The organism is Bacillota bacterium, assembly GCA_040754675.1.
GTDB lineage: Bacteria > Bacillota > Limnochordia > Limnochordales > Geochordaceae > Geochorda.
Window position 1 is genome coordinate 1 of record JBFMCJ010000788.1, and the last position, 1516, is coordinate 1516.

The 1516-nt window shown below is 73.2% G+C and carries 3 protein-coding genes; all 3 read right to left on the minus strand.

Going from position 1 to position 1516, the window contains the following annotated elements; all coding sequences use genetic code 11:
* A partial coding sequence (locus AB1609_23640; GenBank protein ID MEW6049428.1) for an aldehyde dehydrogenase family protein occupies nucleotides 1-210 on the minus strand: 210 nt, incomplete at its 3' end.
* Nucleotides 198-959 (minus strand): SIS domain-containing protein, encoded by a 762-nt coding sequence (locus AB1609_23645; GenBank protein ID MEW6049429.1) that lies wholly within the window; start codon nucleotides 957-959, stop codon nucleotides 198-200. The genes AB1609_23640 and AB1609_23645, both read right to left, overlap by 13 nt.
* A partial coding sequence (locus AB1609_23650; GenBank protein MEW6049430.1) for a uridine phosphorylase occupies nucleotides 956-1516 on the minus strand: 561 nt, incomplete at its 5' end. The genes AB1609_23645 and AB1609_23650, both read right to left, overlap by 4 nt.

Sequence of the window (1516 nt, forward strand, 5' to 3'; positions counted from 1 at the left end):
CTCCTCCGGTGCCGCCCGCCGCCACTGCCGGAAGGCCCGGTCGGCCGCTTGCAGCGCTGCGTCCACGTCGTCGACCGTCGCCAGCGCCACCCGTGCCACCAGTTCGCCGGTGGCCGGGTTGCGCACCTCGGCCGCGGGGCGCCCGCCGCCCGCTTGCCACGCCCCATCGATGAACGGCCCGTACGCCTCCCGCACCGCTACCGCCTCCACAGCCGGTCCTGATACGCCTTCACATAGTCGCGCCGCATCTCGTCCGGGATGGCCCGGCCCTGGCGGTCCATGTGGCCCAGCACCAGCACGGGCACCCCGCGCTCGGCCAGCAGCCGGGCCGTCTCAGCGACCAGGCTGTTGGTCACCGCCACCGCCAGCGACGTCGATACGGCGGCCACAGGCTGCGCCAGGCCCGGCACCTCCACCACGGCGTCGCCAAAGGGAGCTCCGGTGTCGATGACCACGTCGGCCACCTCAAACAGCCGCTTCCCGCTGGGGTGGCGGGATGTGGACCTCTGGCTGTGTTCGAGGGAGGTCACGGCCACCAGCGGCAGCCCCCGGCCGCGCACCTCCAGCGCCACCTCCACCACTACGGGGTTGACGCCGGAGTGGGAGAAGACGACGAACGCATCCCCTGCCCGTACGGGGAAACTCTCCAGGATGGCCTTCCCGTAGGCGGCCGCTCCCTGCAGGTAGCGGAACTGGTGAACGCTACCGTCCCCGCCCACCCGCAGGTGGGGGCCGAGGGCGTCGACGACGATGGGGTTCCAGCCGACAAACGAACCGGTCCTCGGGAACGCCTCCAGCGCGGGGATGGAGCCGTGTCCCGTCCCGAACAGGTGCACGAGGCCCCCGCCCGCGATGGCGTCGGCGGCCAGCCGGGCCGCCTGCCGGATGGCCGTGACCTGCGTGGCGGCCAGGCGTTCGAGCCGCCGGGCAAGCTCGGCCAGGTAAGTCTCGCAGCTCATCGTTGCGCCTCCTGCTGGTGCGTGATGGCCCGCCGCACTCCCTCGAGAGTGGTGCGCACGAGCATCTGCTCGTATTCCGCCCGGGCCTCGCCCGGGGCCGCGCCGTGCCTGCGATCGACGGTCGCCACGCACAGGCTCACCGCTGCCACGCCCAGGTGGCGGGCGACGACGTACAGCGTGGCCGTCTCCATGTCCAACCCCAGCACCCGCCAGCGCGCCAGCGTGGCCTCGTCCCACCCGTCGTCGCCCGCCGGCGGCTGCCCGTCGTGGAGCATCCGCGAGTAGAAGCCGTCGCTGCTCATGACGACCCCTTCCGCCCACGGGTAGCCGGACGCCTGCAGCGCCTGCCGGAAGGCCGCATAGGCGCCGGCGTCCGCCACCGCAGGGTAGGGGAGCGGCGCGTAGGTGCGGCTCGTCCCCTCGGCCCGCACGGCAGCCTGTGCCAGAACGAGATCGCCTACCGCTACGTGGACCGCCATGGTGGTGCCGGCCCGGACGAACAGGCGCGCCCCCTTCTTCGCCAGTTCCTCGACGGCGATGGCGGTGGCCGACCCTCC